The organism is Mucilaginibacter sp., assembly GCF_039921305.1.
GTDB lineage: Bacteria > Bacteroidota > Bacteroidia > Sphingobacteriales > Sphingobacteriaceae > Mucilaginibacter.
This window is the reverse complement of the sequence record NZ_JBDSCA010000043.1, coordinates 285,972-305,535: the sequence shown is the minus strand read 5'-3', so window position 1 is coordinate 305,535 and position 19,564 is coordinate 285,972. Positions and strand designations below refer to the sequence as shown.

The window sequence follows — 19,564 nt, the reverse complement described above, 5'->3', positions numbered from 1 at the left end:
AAAAGTCAAATCTTCTCTTTTTGTCATCTTCGAGGAACGAAGCAATCGCGAACTATGCTTCCGTGCGATTGCTTCGTTCCTCGCAATGACATTTTTATATTATCCCGCCACTGGTTCTGGTGTCGGCAATGGATCGGCATAATGTGCCAGTCCATAATTTCTTGTTGTTGCTTCCGCACCATTGGTTACGTGCCACTCAAACTCATCACGGAAGTGACGGATAGCACTCGCAACCGGCCATGCTGCAGCATCACCAAGCGGACAAATGGTATTACCTTCTATCTTTTTAGATACATCAACCAACAGGTCCATATCGCTCATTTTACCATGACCATATTCCAGGCGGTGCAATACTTTTTCCATCCAGCCGGTACCTTCACGGCAAGGTGAGCACTGGCCGCAGCTTTCGTGATGATAAAAACGGGCAAAGTTCCAGGTATTTCGAACAATACATTGATCCTCATCAAAAGCAATAAATCCACCCGAACCCATCATACTTCCGCTGGTAAAACCACCATCGGATAATGATTCATAGCTCATCAACCGAGCTTCGTTATTGATCGTTTTCAAAAACAGGTTGGCTGGCAAAATTGGAACCGATGAACCACCGGCAACAACCGCTTTTAAACGTTTGCCATTAGCGATACCGCCGCAGTATTCCGGAGAGTATAAAAATTCCTCTGCCGGCAAACCTAAGTCTATTTCGTAAACGCCGGGTTTAGCCACATTACCACCAGCCGAAATCAGTTTAGTACCTGTGCTACGGCCAATACCGATCTTAGCATACTCTTCCCCACCTTCGTTGATGATTGGAACAACTGCCGCGATAGATTCAACATTATTTACCACAGTAGGGCAACCATACAAACCCGCGATAGCCGGGAATGGGGGTTTGATGCGTGGGTTACCACGTTTACCTTCTAATGATTCCAACAAAGCGGTTTCTTCACCACAGATATAAGCACCACCTCCGGGCTGAACGTAAAGTTCAAGATCGTAGCCTGTACCTAATATATTTTTACCTAAAAATCCTTTTGCTTTTGCTTCCGCGATGGCTCTTTCGAGGATGCGGATCTGAGGCATCATCTCACCACGAACGTAGATGTATGATGTTTTGGCACCTAAGGCGAAGCTTGCTACAATCATTCCCTCGATCAATAAGTGAGGAATATAAGTCATCAGGTAACGATCTTTGAAAGTACCCGGTTCAGATTCATCCGCGTTACAAACCAAGTAACGGGCAACACCTTCCGGCTTAGCTAAAAAGCTCCACTTCATCCCGGTAGGAAAACCAGCACCACCACGGCCACGCAAGCCCGATTTTTTAACCTCTTCAACAACTTCGTCTGGAGTTAAGGTTTTCAAAGCTTTTTCAACGGCAGCATATCCGCCTTTTGAGCGGTAAACATCAAATGTATTGATGCCTGGTACGTTTATGTGTTCTAATAGTAATTTACGTCCCATGGTAATTAGTTTTTAGATTGAGCCGTTAAATCCGCAACCAACTTATCCACCTTTTCGGGGGTTAAGTTTTCGTAAAAAGTATATTCAGGACTAATTTGCAAAACAGGGCCAAAACCGCAAGCGGCCAGGCACTCTACTCCGCGCCAGCTAAATAAGCCGTCGGGGGTAACTTCACCTTCTTTAACCCCTAATTTTTGTTCAATATAGTCCATTATTTTTTCGGCGCCAACCAGGCAGCAAGGCCCGGTACGGCAAACCTCCAAAAAGTATTTTCCTTGTGGTTTAAGCAGGTACATGGTGTAAAACGTAGCCACCTCAAAAACCTCAACATGTTGTATGCTCAGGTAATCGGCAACCTTTTCCATCGCATCCGGACTAACCCAGCCAAACTCGGCCTGTACAAAATGCAGAATAGGCAACAAAGCCGATTTTTGTTTTCCTTCCGGATAACGGCTCACTACATCATCAAATTTAGCTATCAACTCGGCCGAAAACTCAACCGGGGTTGTTTGTAAGTCTTCAACTCTAAGCATCTAATTCTCCGGCTATAACGTTTAAACTACTCATGTTAATAATCGCATCAGAAAGTACCATGCCGCGGCTCATTGGCGCGTACATTTGGTAATTGATAAAGCTTGGCCTGCGGAAGTGCAAACGATATGGTGAACGACCACCATCGTTAACTAAATAAAAGCCTAACTCACCGTTAGCACCTTCTACCGAGTGATAAACTTCGGTTTTGGGAGTATCTATCTCGCCCATCACAATTTTAAAGTGATAGATCAAAGCTTCCATATTATTGTAAACCTCTTCTTTTGGAGGCAGGTAAAACTCAGGCACATCCGCGTGGAATATGGTTGAATCCTCTTTCTCCAGTTTAGCCAAAGCTTGTTCTATCATGCGCAGACTCTGCCACATTTCTTCGTTACGTACTAAAAAGCGGCTGTAAACATCGCCATTGGTACCAACCGGTACTTCAAAATCAAAATCTTCGTATGAACTGTACGGCTCTTGAGCACGCACATCATAATCAACACCTGTAGCACGTAATATCGGGCCGCTCCAGCTATAGCTTAAAGCATCTTCGGCAGTAACGGGTGCTACGCCTCTGGTGCGATCAACAAATATCCGGTTACGGTTAAATAACGATTCAAATTCGCGCAATACTGGAGGGAAATCAACCAAAAACTTTTTGATCTTATCAAACGCTATTTTGTTAAAATTACGTTCAAACCCCCCTATACGGCCAATGTTTGTTGTTAAACGTGACCCGCAGATCTCTTCGTAAATTTCGTAAACAGACTCACGGTGCTGCATCATGTACAAAAAGCCGGTAAAGGCACCTGTATCCACACCCAGTACACCATTACACACAATGTGATCGGTAATACGGGCAAGCTCCATAATGATGACACGCATGTAATCAACACGTTTAGGCATTTCTATGCCTAACATCTTTTCAACTGTCATGTGCCAGCCCATGTTGTTGATGGGTGACGAGCAGTAGTTTAACCTGTCGGTTAATGGGGTGATCTGGTAAAAAGGACGGTGTTCCGCTATTTTTTCAAACGCGCGGTGAATATATCCAATGGTTGATACTCCGCTTACAATCCTTTCGCCATCCAACTGCAATACGTTTTGGAATACACCATGTGTTGCAGGATGGGTTGGCCCGAGGTTTAAAGTCGAGAGTTCACTCTGTGGATCGTTATCTGTTAATAAAAGATGATTTTGCATTCTTTTCTGAATATTTTTATCTTCCGAAGAAGTAATCTTTTTTATCTATACGGTTTGGGTCTTCTAATGGGAACTCTTTTCTCATCGGGAAAACCGTCATATCGTCAACATTCAAAATTCTGCGCAGATCCGGGTGACCGTCGAAAATAATTCCGAAAAAGTCATACGTTTCGCGCTCCATCCAATTAGCGCCATTCCATAATTCTACAGCAGTAGGGATATGTACATCGTCAGCAGCTAAAAAAACTTTAACACGTACTCTGATACCATTTACCAAACTATGGATATGGTAGACTACCGCGAATTGTTTTTCCTGTTCGGGATAATGTATGGCCGTGATATCTGTAAGGTGAATAAACTGCAGCTCGGTTTTTAAAAAGCCCAATACTTCAAGTAGATCTTCGCGTGTGATTTCAAATGTTAACAAGCCATAAGGCTCGGTAACGTTTAAAACCTGGCCATCAAATTTAGAAGATAGTTTTTGAAGAAGCTCTTCGTTTGATATTTTACCCATTATTGGATTCCGTATTTAGCTAATAACTCCTGGTATTTAGGGTCTTCCCTGCGGCGGCCCGATTCGGTTTTTACCAGTTTTTGAATACTCATAAAGCCATCGATAATAGCTTCGGGGCGAGGGGGGCATCCGGGAACGTAAACATCAACCGGGATGATCTCGTCAATACCTTGCAAAACAGAGTAGGTATCAAATATACCACCGCTTGACGCACAAGCACCTACTGCCATAACCCAACGAGGTTCGGCCATTTGTAAATATACCTGGCGGAGCACTGGTGCCATTTTTTTGGCAATGGTACCCATTACCATCAATAGATCAGCCTGGCGGGGCGAAAAGCTTAAACGCTCGGCGCCGAAACGAGACAGGTCATAATGTGAGCCCATGGTTGCCATAAACTCGATACCACAACATGAGGTAGCGAAAGGCAAGGGCCATAAAGAGTTAGCGCGGGCTACGCCTATCGCCTTATCAAGCGAGGTGGCAAAAAACCCGGAACCTTCTATACCTGGCGGAGCTTCAACAATTTGAATATCACTCATAATGTTCTGAAATACAAAACTCATCCCAATAATCAGGATGAGTACAAAATTATAAATTTAAATTTTCAATAGTGTTTTTTTCACACTAACAGACGGTATTTGGAATGGTTCTAATTAATCCCAATCCAATGCCTTTTTCTTCAGGATATAAATAAAGCCCAAAAGCAGGGTTCCCATAAAAATAAACATCTCTACCATACCCTGGTTACCTAAATCTTTGAAGTTTACGGCCCATGGATACATAAAGATAACCTCAACATCAAACAACACAAACAGTATAGCTACCAGGAAGTATTTAATTGAAATAGGGGTACGGGCATTACCGATAACTTCGATACCCGATTCAAACGTTGAAAGCTTATCGCTGGTTACACGTTTAGGGCCAAGCTTGTGGGTAGCAAACATGGTTACCACAACAAAGCCAATTGCCACAATCATTTGGAATATAATGGGCAGATAATTTACAGGTAAACTTTGTAATTCCATGCGGCAAATATAGAATGAAGATGTTAAATAAAAAAGGCATCTTTTCAGATGCCTTTTTTATAGTTTCTATTTGCCTTTGTTTGGAGATCCCCCCTTACGGGCGTAATAATTAATCACCTGTTTATTTGCCGGGTCAAGCTCTTTTGCTTTAGCCCAATTTTCTTCTGCTTTTGCTGAATCCTTACTTACAAATTCATTGTAGTAGCCTAAGTAAGTATAAGAATCAACTAATTTACTTTTAGTAAACGCATCTTGCGGATGGGTTGGTTCAACTATCTCAACATACTTTTGATAAAAAGGTAAAGCGTATCCTTTGTAGTTTTTCTCTCGGTCAGTTTCCTTTTCATCATTTACATAAGCTCTGTAAATGATTGCTAAAGCAAATGGTTTAGTAGCAGTTTTTTGAAGTATAAAGCTAAATGCCGAATCGGCTTTTGTTAATAAAGATGAATCTGGTTTTATCGCTTTATTTTTAAGAGCTGCTGATGATTGCGCCTCGAAGCCGAAATAGTATGCACGACCTTGTGTAAACCTTTCTGTCAAGTTAAGTTTTGATGACGAATTAACAAATTTAGTGTACGCATCACCTGCCTCCGGGTATTTTTTTGCAGCATAAAGAGAGGCCCCTATTTCTTTATATAAATCAGCTTGAGTAGTATCTAATGCTACTGCTTTTTGCAAGGCCAATATCCCTAAAGAATCTTGATTAGTTTTAATTAACAAACGACCTTGGTAAACATAATCAACCGGAAGTATGCGTTTGGCATCTGCCTCTTTAATAAATTTGTTTGATGCTGCTAAACCAGGTGCATAGTTTCCATTTTCATAATCAGCGATAGCTAAATAGCGGTAAACTTTTAAGTTAGCTTTATCCAGTTTTGCTAATTCGGTAGCTTCAATCTCCAGTTGTTTGAAGTCACCCGCGGTAATCAAAAAGTCGGCATAACGTACGCGAGATTCTATTGATCTATCAGTCAGGTCAATATATTTCTTGTAGTAGTCAGCACCTTCTTTACGTTTAGCTACAGTTACTTTAGGATCATTAGCCGCTTGTTTCAAGTCGCTTTCAGCCATTTCGCGGTAAGCCGGGCCAAAGTTAGGGTCTTTAGTTAAGGCCTCTTTAAACTTAGCTGTAGCATCTTCGTAATTATTAGCTTGTTTCCATATCACACCCAGGTTAACCAATATAACCGGCGAGTTTGGATCAAGGCCAACAGCTGTAAGGTATTGATCGGCAGCGTTACTTGCATCACCTTGCGCGCTGTACACATTACCAAAAGCCGAAAACAAGTCAGGATCTTTTAAAACATCTTTGCTCAATGTTTTGGCTTTCTCTAAAACGGCCATAGCCTCTTTAGCCATTACGGGCTTCATGATATAAGCCTTAGCTATATAAATATATGGCTTATCATCTTTACCGGCCAGCGACATTGCTTTATCAAAATTTGCTTTGGCTGATGCTTCATTTTTTTCAATACGATCAACGGTACCTAAACCAACCAAATTTAATGCTGATTTTGGATTAACGGCTATACCTTTGTTAAAGGTAGCTCTTGCCGAATCGGCATAATCTTGCTTCAGATAAACTAATCCGAGGTAGAAGTAATTCTCGTCCTTGGTTGACTGGGTAACGGTCAAGTTTTTCAACATTGATTTGGCCTTTTGATATTGCTCGGCGTCAATGGCTTTTTTAGCGTCGGCTAAACTTTGCGCAAAAACCGATGAACCCATAAATACCAAGCCCAAGACTGCGGCAGATGCTTTATTTACTATTTTCATGGTTATATATATTATAATTTTATTACTTTCCAAAACTCACTTCCCGGGTTGGTATCGAATCGGGCATTAAGCCTGCTCTTAATACGATACGCTGTCCTCTTTCACTCATTATAAATGATGCAACGCCAGTACCTAAACCTGGGCGGCCTGTATTATTTATTATATACAAAGGCCGTACCAAAGGGTAGCCTCCCTGTACAAGGGTGGTTTGATCCGGTTTAAAATACCTTTTAGGATCATCTTTATTACTCTCGTCTTTAACTCCAACAATTTTTATCTTATCAACCATTGGTGCATAAGATTTATCTGGCTCTAACAGCCAGCTGTAACTAATAAACCCTACAGCACTTGGGTGTTCGCTAACATACTTAATAACGTCAATATTGGTGTTTAGTGCATAAATATTTTTCTGGTTCATTTGATTATTACCAGAAAATGACCTCAAATATCTTATTAAACTTGAGTTAGCATTGTCAAAAACAATATTTTTATCCGTTTTGATCTTTCCGTTAAGCAATTGCTTAATATCGGCTACCGATGTTAAGGTATCTGCTGATGCCTGGTTCACGATCATCGTAATGGCATCATATGCAAAAAGATATATTTCCGGATAAAGACTTTTCGTTTGCCTGAACCTGTCAATTTCCGCAGCAGTTAAATTTCTGGCTAAAAATGCGACCCTAACGCTATCATTCAAAAAAAGACGCAATGCATCGTTTTCTGATTTGTATAGCATAGTTGGTTTTGCCTCTTTATTTAGGGCTTTAAATACATAAAACTCCTGATCAAGTATTGGCGCTAATGATTCGTCGGCAACAAAATTAATGCTACCCTGGTTGTAGGTATCAATAAGATTACCTTTGTTATCTTTTTGCTTGCACGCGTTAAAAGACATTAAAACAACCGAAGCAAAAAAAACGAGTGCTAAACTATTCTTCATCCTGTCTTTTTCTCAATAACCTTGAGAAGCGAATAACCGCGTAAATTATCACAATACAACCAAAACCTATTCTTTGATACTTTGGCATATCCAGTGGAAACTTATCCCAAAAAATAACCAATAAGCCCAAAGTTAAAAAACAAACGAAAGCCAGTCCTCCTAAAATAAGCAGAAATCGCCGGCTGAGCGATTTCTGCTTTTCATTATCATTTAACATGCGTTGTGTACTACTCAGCTAAACTAAAGTTAACCGGAACAGTATATTGTACACGTACTTGTTTACCGTTTTGGATACCTGGTTTCCAGTGAGGTGAGATTTTAAGCACACGCACAGCTTCGTCACCTAAACCGCTACCTGGCTCACGTACTACTTTAATATCTGTTAAACTGCCATCGCGCTCAACAACAAACTGGATAAATACTTTACCAGATACGTTGTTCTCTTTAGCTACGGCTGGATAACGGATGTGATCACGCAAAAATTTACCAAATGCTTCTTCACCACCCGGAAAAACAGGGTTGATCTCAACAGCAGTAAAAAGTTTATCACCATCACCTGCTTCTGTAACCGCGGTTATATCGGCATTACCTACAGGCTCGTCAATCCTTACCTGAGCATTCGGGTCACCCTTTTGCTCTTTTTGTCCCGGATCGGCAACTTCTAATTGCTTTTCTGTAGGTGGATCTTTTTCACGCACCTCATTATCCGGCTTTACTACCGGAGGTGGGAATTTCACCTGGTCAACCTTGGGCTTCGGAGGCTCCTTTGGTGGCGGCGGCGGTGGTTTAGTTTGATCAATAGGTGGCGGCGACATTAGCACAACGTCGGTCAGTTTGACCTTCTCGTCGGCTTTTGGAATATAGCCTTTTATAATGTTGATCAAAGTTGGCAAAGCAAGCACAAATACAAATGCTGATGAAGCTATGATCAAAGCCCTATTGGTTGTTCTAGGGTTTTGTTTCCTTAACTCATACGCACCATATGCCTGGTTACGGCCTTTAAAAACAACATCAAGCCATTCCGGATTAAAAATATCTAATTTATCTTTTAGCATTTTTAGACTTTTAATGTTCTATTTAACGTTTTATTAATTCTGTTATTACCTAATAAATCTTGTTGTTTTTCAACTCGTTTATTTCAACAGGGGTAATATCTACAATGGCGTGGATATCTATCTTGGTGATATTCAATTCGTCGAGCGCATTTACCAGATTTTCGTAAGTTGATTTCTCACTTGGTTTGATCAAAACGATCATCGGCTGGCCGCCGTGTGATGCTCTAATTTGATCCGAGTTTTCAATCAATGCTTTACGCAGGCCTTCTTTACCATAACCGTCAACCGTTCCCGCTGTTTTACCAGGCTCGCCAACAAACCATTCAAGTTTGTTATTTGAGCCTAAAAGTACGGTCATGGTTCTTGAAGCGGCAACAGGCAATTGTGTATTTTGCTCATCCTTATCGGGCATAGCCAAGTCCATTGCTTTGGGCTTGTTAAGCGTTGTGGTAAGAATAAAGAAGGTGATCAGCAAGAAAGCCAAATCCACCATCGCGGTTAAATCAATACGGGTTGAAGCTTTCTTCGACCGTACCTTACCACCTTTATGCTTACCCCCGCCGGAGGTATCTAATTCTGCCATTTTCTTATTATTTAGGGGCTCCTTTTTGCGCTGTAATTAAACTAAACTTATTAACTTTTTGCTTTTGCAAAATTTGTATTACCCTTCCAATAGTTGGATACTCTTGTTTGCTATCACCTTTTATGGTTAAGCGCAGATCCTTACTAAAAAGAGCTCTATCAGCCAAACGGGCTTGCTTTATCCAGTTAAACAATTCGTTACTAACCGAGTCTGTAGGGATTCCGGTTGTTGGGAAACTCTTCATTTTATCGGGTTCTGTATTCAAATAAGTTTTTAACTGGCCCATTGGCACACCAAATGTTGGTAGTGTGATAAACATAGCTTTTTCTTGCGGGGTAAAGCTGATGTTGTATAGCTTGCCCATTTCGTCAAGCATAGTAGAGCGTATTGTAACACCTTCTACACCAAAAAAAACTTTCCCGCTACCTATTGTTATCGTACCAATATTATCCTCAGGCAAAATCACTGTTTTGGTAAACCCCGGTATAGCCACAGGCACCGGATCTTCGGCCTTAAATTTGGCCGTCATAATGAAAAAGGTAAGCAACAGAAACGCAACGTCGCACATGGCCGTCATGTCGGTTACTGTACTTTTTCTTGCTATTTTAACTCTGGGCATATTTTTATTTTAAATAAACATTAATTAGATCAGCATTACTGCTGTTAACTAAACTCTCTTAAATCAATTATGACCTAAGAAATTATTTTGCTGAGTTTTTATGTGAAGCGGCAAATGTTTGTACAATACTGAAGCCGGTTTCGTCAATAGCATAAGTTAATTTATCAATTTTTGATGTAAAGATGTTATACATTACAATTGATATAGCTGATGTACTGATACCCAGGAATGTGTTGATCAAGGCTTCAGAAATGTGTGCAGAAAGCTCAGACGCGTTTGGAGCACCGGCAGCACCCATTGTACGGAAGGCACCAATCATACCCAATACTGTACCTAACAATCCCATCAATGTACCGATAGATACCAGAGTTGCGATGATGGTTAAGTTTTGCTCTAACATTGGCATTTCTAACGAAGTAGCTTCTTCAATGTCTTTTTGGATAGCTAATGTTTTTTGATCAACATCCAGGTTAGGCTCTTCTTCCATTTCGCGGTATTTTTTCAAACCCGATTTGATCACGTTTGCAACCGAACCTTTTTGTTTATCGCACTCAGCGCTTGCTGCGTCAATGTTACCTGTGTTTAAAAACGCTTGTACTTTTTTCACAAATGAATCAATGCTACCAGAGCCAGATGCTTTGCCTATAACTACGAACCTTTCGATAGAGAAAGTGATAGTCATTAATAAACAGCTTAAGATGATAGGCACAATGTAACCACCTTTGTGGATCAGACCGAAAGTATCGGTAGCATCCGCAAGAGGATCACCTCCTTTAAAGTGGCTTCCATCACCCAATACGAATATGAATACAAGTATAGAGATCACTATACAGATAGGAATTGCCAGTGATGAAAACATGCCCGATGCACTTGAGCTTTCTTTTTTAACTGTAGTTGGTTTTGGTGCGTTTGCCATTACTTTTAAATTTAATTTTAGTTTTTAGTTTTATAAATGTAAGTTAATATAATGTGCTGTTTTTCAAATAGCGAATAGCAAATTTATAATTTTAATGCATTAAAAAAACACTTTTTGCTATTCTTTATAATTAATTAATATTAATCGCTTTTGTTTTAATTGGTGAAACTAAAAACGCATATAAATAAAAAAATTGCCTTTCCGAAGACAATTTTTTACAATAGAAATCAATTTTTTTTACAATCACAAGCGCAAGTGTTAAAAAAGATTGTAACTAACCGGATACTTTGGTGTCTAACAGCCTTTTTAAACGTGTTGCAACACGTTTATTACCCGCCCGCCTTTTTAACTTTATAACCATCTGTAGTTAGCAGTAACATTATCTTATCCCTAAAATCACCTTGTATTAATATTTCGCCGTCTTTAATGGAACCTCCAACGCCGCACTTAGTTTTTAGTTTTTTACCCATGATTTCAAGATCATCGTTACTGCCTATAAAACCAGATATACGGCTAACTACTTTGCTGCCGCCCTTACGATCGAGATATATTTTTAGGTTTTGTTGTTGCGGAGGCAGGGTTTCAGAGCCATCATTACCCTCATATTGATATTGAAAACCGGGATCGGTTGAATACATAACACCAGAAATATTCTTGTTTTTTTTAGACATGGTAATGTTATTAAACTTTATACTTACTGCCAACAATAACTTTTAACGAGCCTGGCATAATGAGTATTTCGGCTTCGGCACCCATAATTTGAGGCTCACCATCTAAATGAACAGCATCGGCATTGGCCCGTTTCACCTTAATATGCTTGCCGCGAATAATTTCGACAAACTTTGAGCCCTCGGATGTTTTAGTAAGCATGCGCAAGCCCATTTCTAAAAGCCGGTAAACCGGGAATTGTTTTATAATGCATACATCTATCAAACCATCATGCAGGGATGCCTTTGGCGATACATGCGCATTATTGCCATATTGGGACGAGTTGGCAAAACTGAGCATGAAGGCTTCCCTGTCATATTCGTTACCATCAATCACCAAATTATATTTTTGAGCTTTATAATTAGATATTTCTTGTAAAGATGATTTAAAATATTGGCTAAAGCCCCGCGTTTTACCATGCGAAAACACTTCGCTGATGTGGGCGTCAAAACCCATACCTGCCATATTAAAAAACCACTGGTCATTTATTTTACCGGCATCAATCACCTCAATCCTACCATTATTCAGGTTTTTTATGGCCTCGACCGTATCAAGCGGGATCTTCAGGAACCGGGCAAGCCCATTACCAGAGCCAAAGGGAATTATACCCAATGCCTTATCGGTACCGGCTATGGCCGATGCCGCTTCGTTAACAGTACCATCGCCGCCAACGGCAATAATCATATCGCAGGTTTGGGCGGCTTCTTTCGATACTTCGGAAATGGGCGTTTCTTTGGTACTATATATAATATCATACTCAAACACCGAACCATCCAGGTGCTGTTTGATCAGTTGCGGAACTTTATCCTTCTTTTTACCACCCGAAACCGGGTTTATTATAAATAATGCTTTCTTTTTCAAGTATTCAATCGCTATGGGCAATCAAAAGTACTTGTATTTTCCACTTTTATAAAATTGTTTTAACTTCGCTCCACGAAAGTGGACTGATTTGAAAACGCTCGGTTAAACCCGGACCAAGATTGCAACCACGTAAAAAAGTGCTAAAATCCGCCTCTTTTTCACCTGCAATACTATCTGAATCCCCCTTTTGACGTATATACAATTAAATTTAAAAAGTTCATGTCATATCTATTTACTTCAGAATCGGTATCCGAAGGGCACCCGGATAAGGTTGCCGACCAAATATCAGACGCATTAATTGACAATTTTCTGGCATTTGACCCGGAGTCAAAAGTAGCCTGCGAAACTTTAGTTACTACCGGGCAGGTTATTTTGGCCGGTGAAGTAAAATCAAAAACTTACCTTGATGTACAAAAGATAGCCCGCGATGTGATCAACAAAATTGGTTACACCAAGGCCGAATATATGTTTGATGGCAGCTCATGCGGCGTACTATCTGCTATTCACGAGCAATCGCCGGATATTAACCAGGGTGTTGACCGCCAAAGCAAAGAAGAGCAAGGCGCCGGCGATCAGGGTATGATGTTTGGTTACGCTACCAGTGAAACCGATAACTATATGCCACTGGCTTTAGATATTGCTCATGCGATATTAGTTACCCTTGCCGAAATCCGCCGCGAAAATGATGAAGTAAAATACCTTCGCCCGGATGCAAAATCACAGGTAACTTTAGAATATGATGATAACAACCAGCCGGTTCGTATTGATGCCATTGTTGTATCAACCCAACACGATGATTTTGGTGAAGAAGGTACCATGCTTGAGCAGATTCGTAAAGACATCATTAATATTCTGATTCCGCGCGTTAAAAGCAAGTATCCTAAATACGGCCACTTTTTTAACGATGATATTAAATACCACATTAACCCTACCGGTAAATTTGTGATTGGAGGACCACATGGCGATACCGGTTTAACTGGCCGTAAAATTATTGTGGATACTTATGGTGGCAAAGGCGCTCATGGTGGTGGCGCATTCTCGGGCAAAGACCCATCAAAGGTTGACCGCTCTGCTGCCTATGCTACACGCCATATTGCTAAAAACCTGGTTGCTGCCGGTGTTTGCAGCGAGGTGTTGGTGCAGGTATCATACGCTATTGGTGTTGCACAGCCTATGGGTATTTATATAAACACTTACGGAACCGCTAAGGTTGGTTTAACAGATGGCGAGATAGCTAAAAAGGTTGAAGGTGTATTTAACATGACACCCTATGCTATTGAAACCCGTTTTAAATTGCGTAATCCTATTTATTTAGAAACCGCGGCTTACGGTCACTTTGGCCGCCCAAGCCAGATAGTTACCAAAACATTTAGCCTGCCTGACGGAACAACCAAAATTGTAGAGGTTGAGTTGTTTACCTGGGAAAAATTAGACTATGTAGATAAAGTAAAAGCCGCCTTCGGTTTATAATTCTATCAGATATTTTAGGCCCTTGCTCACAGCAGGGGCTTTTTTTTTGCAATATTATTTACCATATGAATTTTACATTAAAATATACCATTGCCCGTATTAATGAGGAGAAATGTTAATACATTTACTTGTATCAGTATAATATCTCATGTTAAATTCAAATAAACCGGGGCGGGTAAGCCTATTATTATACCTGTTTTTTCCTTTAGTTGCCGTTGCGCAACAATACCAAAAAACTATAGCTGTTGACCCCAACGTGCGGATAGGCCGCTTGCCTAATGGATTTACCTATTATGTGCGTAAAAATATTGAACCCGCTAACCGGGCAATACTTTACCTGGCAACTAAAGTGGGTTCGGTTTTAGAGAACGACAACCAGCAGGGCTTGGCACATTTTATTGAACACATGGGCTTTGATGGTACAACCCATTATCCAAAAAACGAACTGATCAATTACCTGCAAAAAGCGGGTATACGCTTTGGGGCGGATTTGAATGCCTATACCAATTTTGATGAAACGGTTTACCAATTGCCTATACCAACCGATGACCCGGCTGTTTTGAGCAATGGGATACAAATTATACGCGACTGGGCGCAGGAAGCTACGCTTGACCCTGCCGATATGGATAAAGAGCGTGGCGTTGTGCTCGAAGAGAAACGTTATAGAAGCGGCAGCAATGAAAGACTTAATCAAAAAATATACCCTTTACTTTTTAACAGCTCAAGGTATGGTAAACGCCTACCTATTGGTACTGAGGAGGTATTAACCACATTTAAACCCGAAACCGTTAAACAATTTTACCATGATTGGTACAGACCCGATCTGGAAGCGATTATTGCCGTGGGAGATTTTGATGTTGATGAAATGGTTCAAACCATCAAAGCCAAATTTTCTGACCTGAAAAACCCCGAACACGAAAGAGACAGACCCGCTTATACGATACCCTTATTAGAAGATCATCAGTTTGCGGCCATAACGGATAAAGAGCACCCCACAACCTATGCCGAAATTTTGTTAAAGCATCGGTCTGAACCAATAGTTACCGAAGCTGATTATTGTGATAATATTATCCAATCTATATTTAACATCCTAATTCAGAACCGTTACCGGGAGTTGCGGAACCTGGGCAACATTCAAATCATGAACGCGGGTGCAAGCATAGGTAATTACCCTGGCGCAATCAACGTTTATAATGCAAATGTAACTACCACCACACCTAACCTTGAGTACAGTTTAAAAGCTATTTGGCGCGAATCAATCAGAGCGGCCAAATTTGGTTTTACTAAGGAGGAATTCACCAAAGCTTACAACACGTTTTATGGCGCCAAGTATTACGCTAATCAGCAGCGCGAAAAAACAAAATCAATAACCTATGTTAATCAATACCTAAACAATTTTTTACGCGGTGATGCTATACCGGGTGAATGGGAGGAGCTAAAGTTGGTTCAATATTTTTTACCAAAGATAAGCCTGCTTAATGTAGATCAGTTTGGCAATCATTTTATATCGAGCCCAAACAGGGACGTTATTATTATGGGCCCCGAAAAAGATAAAGACAAGCTACCCGACATGCAGACCGTTGATGGCTGGCTAAACGATGTATTAAACGAGAATATCACCGCAATACGGACTAATAATGTTAAAGAATCGCTGATAACTAAGCGGCCATCTAAAAGTAAAATACTCTCGCAAAAAACAATAGCCACGGTTAATGTTACCGAAATGGTTTTAAGTAATGGCTTAAAAGTAGTTTTAAAACCAACTGAATTTGGCACTAACGATATCCGTTTTACATCGTTCGGTGTAGGGGGTACGGAGGCCTATAGTATTACCGACAGGATATCAGCAATAAGCGCGGTAGCGGCAGTGCGTGCCGGGGGCCTGGGCGATTTAAATTACGCGCAGTTAAAGCAGTACCTGGCAAACCGGCAGGTTAGTGTTAACCCTTATATAGATCGTTACTTACAAGGTGTTTCGGGCTCATGCACGCCATCAAACTTAGAAACGGCCCTACAATTAACCAATCAGTATTTTATCAAGCCGCGAAAAGATTCTTTGGCTTATGCGGACTATATGGGCAATTTAAAAACAATGACCACAAGCCGTAATAGTAAAAGGGATTCTGCACGAGGAATGAGTGTTTTTAGCGGATCTGTTTTTAACCGCGCCTTTGATATTTATAAAGAGCGGTTTGCAAACGCGGCCGACTTTACTTTTGTTTTTGTTGGCAATTTTGATGTTAAAGATATAACGCCGCTACTTGAAAGATACCTGGGTTCGTTACCATCAACCGGCTTAACAAATACCGCAAAAACACCGCCGCCGGTAAGTCGCCGTTCAAGAACCACGTATTCGGGGCTTGAACCTAAAGCTAACGTAACAATAGAGTTTTTGGGAGATTACACTTATAATCGGGAAAACAACATCCAATTTCAAGCATTAAGCGATGTGCTTAAAATACGCTTGATGGAGCGCCTTAGGCAACAGGAAAGCGGCATTTACAGCACCAATGTAAATTATAATTTATATACGGTGCCCACTGGCCGTTTTACATTTACAATTAGTTTTGTTTGCGCACCCGATAATGTTGAAAAGCTCACCAAGGCTACATTAGACGAGATCAACAAAATAAAAAGCAGCGGGCCGGATATTGTTAATATTGAAAAATATAAAGCAGCCAATAACCGATTGATGGAAACTCAATTAAAAACCAATGCATTTTGGCTGAGTTATTTGTATCAGCAATATTTGAATAAAGGCGATGTTGGCGATGCGCTAAATTATCAGGCGATGGAAGATAATGTTAACCCCGAAAGTTTGAAAACGCTGGTTAATACCTATTTTATTACCGGTAATTATGAGCGGCGTGTGGTTTTACCAGAAAGTATGAAGAAATAGCTTTATTTTGCGGTATGGAGCATAACCCTGAAGCTAACCCCTGGAAAATAACTTCCGAACAAAATATTTATGATAACCCCTGGATCGGTGTTACCGAGTACCAAGTGATCAATCCATCGGGCAATCCGGGTATTTATGGTAAGGTACATTTTAAAAACCTGGCTATAGGTATAATTCCCTTAGATGAGGATTTGAATACATACCTGGTTGGGCAATACCGTTTTCCAACAGATAGCTATAGCTGGGAAATACCCGAAGGAGGTGGCCCGCACGTGGATGATCCCTTAGATTCGGCCAAGCGCGAGTTGTTGGAAGAGACTGGTTTAAAAGCCAACAAATGGACCGAGCTGCAACGGATGCACCTTTCAAATTCTGTTTGCGATGAATTGAGTATTGTTTATTTAGCTCAAGGCCTGGAGCAGCATGAAGCCGAACCGGAGGATACCGAGCAACTAATTATTAAAAAAGTGCCTTTTGAACAGGTATATCAAATGGTAGATAGGGGTGAGATAACCGATTCGGTTACGGTGGCAGCGGTGCTTAAATTGAAGATAATGCTGATGGAAAATAAGCTGCATTAATTTGTTTGAAGTAAAATATTAATTTTGCTGCGATGCATAAGTTTTTTGGCTATATACTGACCCCTATTTATTACCTGGGCTTTTGGTTCTGGTTAGGCATATTTCATCCTACACAATGGTTGGCCTATAATATAGGTGGTTATAAGGCCCACAAATTTGTGGTTGACGTGATGAACTTTTTTTTAGTTTATAACTGTTATTTGTTAGGTAACCGGGTAACGTTTACCAATCATCAAAATTTGCCAACAAACCGCCCTATCATATTTTTGAGTAACCACCAGAGCATGTATGATATTCCGCCCATCATCTGGTTTCTGCGGAAGCATCATGCCAAATTCATTTCAAAAATTGAGTTAACCAAGGGTATCCCATCCATATCCTACAATTTAAGAAAAGGCGGCGGGGCAAATATCGACCGGAAGGATAACAAACAATCTATTATGGAGATTGTAAAACTGGCCAACCGGATGAAAGAAAACAACTGGTCGGCAGCTATATTCCCGGAAGGAACGCGGGCAAAAGATGGTAAGGTAAAAAACTTTCATGTAGGTGGGGTAGCTACTATATTAAAAAAATGCCCGGGAGCGTTACTGGTTCCACTGGCTATTGATAATTCGTGGAAGATGGTTCAATATGGCTTTTTCCCGATGAGCGCTTTTGAGCACATTACCCTACAAGTGTTAGAGCCTATTGAACCCGGTACAACACCCTACGAAGACTTGGTTTTACAGGCCGAAAACTCCATCAAAAAAGCTTTGGGCCAAGCCTAACAAGTTGCAATAAACTTACTGGTATAATGATTGCTATGTTATAGCATATATATTATTATACATATGCTATCCCCTAAAAAATTAACCCTGTTTGTATTGGCCGTGACAGGCCTTATTGTTCTGTTTACTTTTACTAGTTGTAAAAAGAAAAGCCGCTCTGATATGGGCAAAAGCCTTTTTGACAAAACACAGAATAAAGTATTTAAAGATATAACCCCCGAAGGCTTTGCTCCGGTATTTAAAAAAGCCCTCGAAGATCCGAAAACTAAACTCACCAACCCTAAAGTTATTCAGGCTTATTACAGTAGTAATGATTATGATCCGACCTTTTTAATGGAGCATTTAGCCAACAATGACCTGAATGTTTTACCAGACTATTTGGCTAAAGCCAGCGAGCATGGCCTTGATCCTAAAATGTTCCAGACAGAAAAATTAAAATCTTTGCTGGCCAGGTTTTATGATAAGAAAGCGATAAAGACTACGGATGAAGCTTATGAGGATATGGCACAGCTGGAGCTGACCATTGCCAATTCGTTGATCAATTATTCGAACGCGTTGCAGTTTGGTGTGATGAACCCGAGAAGAATTTATGCTAATTATTATACCGCAACCAAACGCCCGGATAGTATAAGTATGAGCAGTGTTTTTGCGGTTAAGAGCCTTAAAACATTTTTAGATAGCATTCAGCCAAAAGACTCGCAATATGTTACCTTACAAAAAGCGTTGATAAGTAATGTGATTGTGCCGGGATTAACCAAAGAAGAAACCCAACGTACTTTACTGGTGAATTTAGAACGCTTGCGCTGGAAGAATAAGCCTTCCGAATCAAGGTATGTGCTGGTGAATATTCCCGCATTTGAATTGGATTTAATGGATGGCGGTAAATCAACCTTAAATATGAAAGTTTGTGTTGGAGAAGGCCGGAACAACGACCGCAGCGATAACCTGGTTGAATATGATGAAAGTGATAAGGTTGACAGACCTTTTCAGCGTGAAACACCCCAATTGAACAGCGAAATATATGTTGCCGAGGTTAACCCGATATGGAACATTCCGCAAAGTATTGCCGGGAAGGAAATTATTGTAGAAGCCGCCAAGGATAAATATTACCTGGCAAACAAAAACATTAATGTTTACAAAAACGAAAAACTTGTTGATGACCCTGAAACTATAGATTGGGCTAGTATATCTGACAGTGAAAAGGCTGAGTATTCTTTTAAACAGCAACCCGGAGAAGATAACTCTTTGGGCAAAGTTAAATTCCTGTTTAAAAACTCAAGCAGTGTTTACTTGCATGATACGCCCGCTAAGCTGGCCTTTAATAAACCAGTTCGCGCAGTTAGCCATGGTTGTGTACGGTTAGAAAAACCTCTTGATTTTGCACACGCCCTGTTTGGCGATGGCCCTAAATATAATTTAATAGCCAAGTACATGGGTGAGGATAAGCCGGAACCAACCAGCGTTATGCTGAATAAAAAGATGCCCGTTTATATAACGTATGTTACTTGTTGGGCAGAGCCCGGTGGAAACCTTCAGTTTAGGAAGGATGTTTACGGGTTGGATATTGTATTATACGCGCACTTACAAAAGTTTTTAGCAAACATATAAAAACAATAAAGGCGTTAAGGAAAACCTTAACG

General features: G+C 40.5%; 19 protein-coding genes. 5 read left to right on the top strand and 14 right to left on the bottom strand.

What is annotated here, in order from left to right; genetic code table 11:
- Window positions 1-99: 99 nt before the first annotated feature.
- From nuoF to ABIN91_RS13690, 14 genes are all read right to left on the bottom strand, one after another.
- The gene (nuoF, locus tag ABIN91_RS13755) at window positions 100-1,464 is read right to left on the bottom strand and encodes an NADH-quinone oxidoreductase subunit NuoF (protein WP_348051700.1); all 1,365 of its coding nucleotides are present in this window, start codon (window positions 1,462-1,464) and stop codon (window positions 100-102) included.
- Between the two features lie 5 nt (window positions 1,465-1,469).
- The gene (locus ABIN91_RS13750; protein WP_348051699.1) at window positions 1,470-1,997 is read right to left on the bottom strand and encodes an NAD(P)H-dependent oxidoreductase subunit E; all 528 of its coding nucleotides are present in this window, start codon (window positions 1,995-1,997) and stop codon (window positions 1,470-1,472) included.
- A complete protein-coding gene (locus tag ABIN91_RS13745) occupies window positions 1,990-3,201 on the bottom strand; it encodes an NADH-quinone oxidoreductase subunit D (RefSeq protein WP_348051697.1) in 1,212 nt (403 codons plus the stop codon). Before ABIN91_RS13745 ends, ABIN91_RS13750 begins: the two co-directional genes overlap by 8 nt.
- 16 nt (window positions 3,202-3,217) lie before the next feature.
- On the bottom strand, window positions 3,218-3,715 hold the full coding sequence (locus ABIN91_RS13740) for an NADH-quinone oxidoreductase subunit C (protein WP_348051696.1): 498 nt from the start codon (window positions 3,713-3,715) through the stop codon (window positions 3,218-3,220).
- Window positions 3,715-4,257, bottom strand: a complete 543-nt coding sequence (locus ABIN91_RS13735) for an NADH-quinone oxidoreductase subunit B (RefSeq protein ID WP_348051694.1) — start codon at window positions 4,255-4,257, stop codon at window positions 3,715-3,717. Before ABIN91_RS13735 ends, ABIN91_RS13740 begins: the two co-directional genes overlap by 1 nt.
- A 114-nt stretch (window positions 4,258-4,371) precedes the next feature.
- Window positions 4,372-4,743: an NADH-quinone oxidoreductase subunit A gene (locus ABIN91_RS13730; RefSeq protein WP_348051692.1), complete on the bottom strand. Its 372-nt coding sequence runs from the start codon at window positions 4,741-4,743 to the stop codon at window positions 4,372-4,374.
- Window positions 4,744-4,809: 66 nt separating this feature from the next.
- Window positions 4,810-6,522, bottom strand: coding sequence for a tetratricopeptide repeat protein (locus ABIN91_RS13725; protein ID WP_348051691.1), 1,713 nt, complete (start codon window positions 6,520-6,522; stop codon window positions 4,810-4,812).
- A gap of 22 nt (window positions 6,523-6,544) precedes the next feature.
- Window positions 6,545-7,462 (bottom strand): substrate-binding domain-containing protein, encoded by a 918-nt coding sequence (locus ABIN91_RS13720; RefSeq protein WP_348051690.1) that lies wholly within the window; start codon window positions 7,460-7,462, stop codon window positions 6,545-6,547.
- 227 nt (window positions 7,463-7,689) lie between these two features.
- Window positions 7,690-8,517, bottom strand: coding sequence for a TonB family protein (locus tag ABIN91_RS13715; RefSeq protein WP_348051688.1), 828 nt, complete (start codon window positions 8,515-8,517; stop codon window positions 7,690-7,692).
- A gap of 49 nt (window positions 8,518-8,566) precedes the next feature.
- Window positions 8,567-9,100 carry a biopolymer transporter ExbD gene (locus tag ABIN91_RS13710; RefSeq protein ID WP_348051686.1) on the bottom strand — a complete coding sequence of 178 codons (534 nt, stop codon included), beginning with the start codon at window positions 9,098-9,100 and terminating at the stop codon, window positions 8,567-8,569.
- A 7-nt stretch (window positions 9,101-9,107) separates the two neighbouring features.
- Window positions 9,108-9,719, bottom strand: a complete 612-nt coding sequence (locus tag ABIN91_RS13705; protein WP_348051685.1) for a biopolymer transporter ExbD — start codon at window positions 9,717-9,719, stop codon at window positions 9,108-9,110.
- 82 nt (window positions 9,720-9,801) lie between these two features.
- Complete coding sequence (locus ABIN91_RS13700) at window positions 9,802-10,635, bottom strand: MotA/TolQ/ExbB proton channel family protein (RefSeq protein WP_348051683.1); 834 nt, start codon at window positions 10,633-10,635, stop codon at window positions 9,802-9,804.
- 329 nt (window positions 10,636-10,964) lie between these two features.
- Window positions 10,965-11,306: a translation initiation factor gene (locus ABIN91_RS13695; RefSeq protein ID WP_348051681.1), complete on the bottom strand. Its 342-nt coding sequence runs from the start codon at window positions 11,304-11,306 to the stop codon at window positions 10,965-10,967.
- Between the two features lie 10 nt (window positions 11,307-11,316).
- A complete protein-coding gene (locus tag ABIN91_RS13690) occupies window positions 11,317-12,204 on the bottom strand; it encodes a diacylglycerol kinase family protein (protein ID WP_348051680.1) in 888 nt (295 codons plus the stop codon).
- Between the two features lie 219 nt (window positions 12,205-12,423).
- Between ABIN91_RS13690 and metK the strand changes: the two genes are divergently transcribed.
- From metK to ABIN91_RS13665, 5 genes are all read left to right on the top strand, one after another.
- Window positions 12,424-13,674: a methionine adenosyltransferase gene (metK, locus tag ABIN91_RS13685; RefSeq protein ID WP_348051679.1), complete on the top strand. Its 1,251-nt coding sequence runs from the start codon at window positions 12,424-12,426 to the stop codon at window positions 13,672-13,674.
- Between the two features lie 148 nt (window positions 13,675-13,822).
- The gene (locus ABIN91_RS13680) at window positions 13,823-16,573 is read left to right on the top strand and encodes an insulinase family protein (protein ID WP_348051677.1); all 2,751 of its coding nucleotides are present in this window, start codon (window positions 13,823-13,825) and stop codon (window positions 16,571-16,573) included.
- A gap of 14 nt (window positions 16,574-16,587) precedes the next feature.
- Window positions 16,588-17,154, top strand: coding sequence for an NUDIX hydrolase (locus ABIN91_RS13675; RefSeq protein WP_348051676.1), 567 nt, complete (start codon window positions 16,588-16,590; stop codon window positions 17,152-17,154).
- 32 nt (window positions 17,155-17,186) lie between these two features.
- Window positions 17,187-17,924: a lysophospholipid acyltransferase family protein gene (locus tag ABIN91_RS13670; protein WP_348051675.1), complete on the top strand. Its 738-nt coding sequence runs from the start codon at window positions 17,187-17,189 to the stop codon at window positions 17,922-17,924.
- 162 nt (window positions 17,925-18,086) lie between these two features.
- Window positions 18,087-19,532, top strand: a complete 1,446-nt coding sequence (locus ABIN91_RS13665; RefSeq protein WP_348051673.1) for a L,D-transpeptidase family protein — start codon at window positions 18,087-18,089, stop codon at window positions 19,530-19,532.
- Window positions 19,533-19,564: the final 32 nt, after the last annotated feature.

Excerpts from the sequence above, each read along its gene's own strand:
- ABIN91_RS13715 (WP_348051688.1), bottom strand. The coding sequence starts at position 8,517 with ATGCTAAAAGATAAATTAGATATTTTTAATCCGGAATGGCTTGATGTT.
- ABIN91_RS13720 (WP_348051690.1), bottom strand. The coding sequence starts at position 7,462 with ATGAAGAATAGTTTAGCACTCGTTTTTTTTGCTTCGGTTGTTTTAATG.
- ABIN91_RS13745 (WP_348051697.1), bottom strand. The coding sequence starts at position 3,201 with ATGCAAAATCATCTTTTATTAACAGATAACGATCCACAGAGTGAACTC.
- ABIN91_RS13730 (WP_348051692.1), bottom strand. The coding sequence starts at position 4,743 with ATGGAATTACAAAGTTTACCTGTAAATTATCTGCCCATTATATTCCAA.
- ABIN91_RS13670 (WP_348051675.1), top strand. The coding sequence starts at position 17,187 with ATGCATAAGTTTTTTGGCTATATACTGACCCCTATTTATTACCTGGGC.
- metK (WP_348051679.1), top strand. The coding sequence starts at position 12,424 with ATGTCATATCTATTTACTTCAGAATCGGTATCCGAAGGGCACCCGGAT.
- ABIN91_RS13680 (WP_348051677.1), top strand. The coding sequence starts at position 13,823 with ATGTTAAATTCAAATAAACCGGGGCGGGTAAGCCTATTATTATACCTG.
- ABIN91_RS13705 (WP_348051685.1), bottom strand. The coding sequence starts at position 9,719 with ATGCCCAGAGTTAAAATAGCAAGAAAAAGTACAGTAACCGACATGACG.
- ABIN91_RS13695 (WP_348051681.1), bottom strand. The coding sequence starts at position 11,306 with ATGTCTAAAAAAAACAAGAATATTTCTGGTGTTATGTATTCAACCGAT.
- ABIN91_RS13710 (WP_348051686.1), bottom strand. The coding sequence starts at position 9,100 with ATGGCAGAATTAGATACCTCCGGCGGGGGTAAGCATAAAGGTGGTAAG.
- ABIN91_RS13665 (WP_348051673.1), top strand. The coding sequence starts at position 18,087 with ATGGGCAAAAGCCTTTTTGACAAAACACAGAATAAAGTATTTAAAGAT.
- ABIN91_RS13750 (WP_348051699.1), bottom strand. The coding sequence starts at position 1,997 with ATGCTTAGAGTTGAAGACTTACAAACAACCCCGGTTGAGTTTTCGGCC.
- ABIN91_RS13740 (WP_348051696.1), bottom strand. The coding sequence starts at position 3,715 with ATGGGTAAAATATCAAACGAAGAGCTTCTTCAAAAACTATCTTCTAAA.
- ABIN91_RS13735 (WP_348051694.1), bottom strand. The coding sequence starts at position 4,257 with ATGAGTGATATTCAAATTGTTGAAGCTCCGCCAGGTATAGAAGGTTCC.
- ABIN91_RS13675 (WP_348051676.1), top strand. The coding sequence starts at position 16,588 with ATGGAGCATAACCCTGAAGCTAACCCCTGGAAAATAACTTCCGAACAA.
- ABIN91_RS13700 (WP_348051683.1), bottom strand. The coding sequence starts at position 10,635 with ATGGCAAACGCACCAAAACCAACTACAGTTAAAAAAGAAAGCTCAAGT.
- ABIN91_RS13725 (WP_348051691.1), bottom strand. The coding sequence starts at position 6,522 with ATGAAAATAGTAAATAAAGCATCTGCCGCAGTCTTGGGCTTGGTATTT.
- nuoF (WP_348051700.1), bottom strand. The coding sequence starts at position 1,464 with ATGGGACGTAAATTACTATTAGAACACATAAACGTACCAGGCATCAAT.